The sequence below is a fragment of the Helicobacter sp. 13S00482-2 genome (genome assembly GCF_002272795.1).
Taxonomy (GTDB): Bacteria; Campylobacterota; Campylobacteria; order Campylobacterales; family Helicobacteraceae; genus Helicobacter_J.
On the sequence record NZ_MLAT01000093.1, the window covers coordinates 1 to 442 of the forward strand.

Sequence of the window (442 nt, forward strand, 5' to 3'; positions counted from 1 at the left end):
TCATCAACCTTACCATTCCCATCATCAGCTTTGACTCCATTGGCCTTACCATTCCCATCATGAGCTTTGACTCCATTGAGATCAGTTTTGACTCCATTGGCCTTACCATTCCCATCATGAGCTTTGACTCCATTGAGATCAGTTTTGACTCCATTGGCCTTAGTATTCCCACCATCAACTTTGATTCCATTGGCATTAGGATTGATTCCATTACCATTCTCACCTTAGCTTTGACTCCATCAGCCTTAGTATTGCTCTTACTTCCTCTTGGCCTTACCATTATTACCATTGCTATTATTAGTATTGCCAGTATTACTATTTTTAGTATTGCTAGTATTAGCATTGCTATTACTAGCAGGACTGATTGGGGCAGGGTTGATTTGATAAGCACTAGGAGTGCGTCCCTTTGGTTTTTTGCCAAACAGATATCTCCCACCTAAAG

Annotated in this window: 1 protein-coding gene; it reads left to right on the plus strand. The window is 41.0% G+C overall.

The window, feature by feature from the left end:
- Positions 1–440 (plus strand): hypothetical protein (locus tag BKH42_RS09715; RefSeq protein ID WP_180674057.1); only part of this gene is annotated, 440 nt, incomplete at its 5' end.
- Positions 441–442 lie beyond the last annotated feature (2 nt).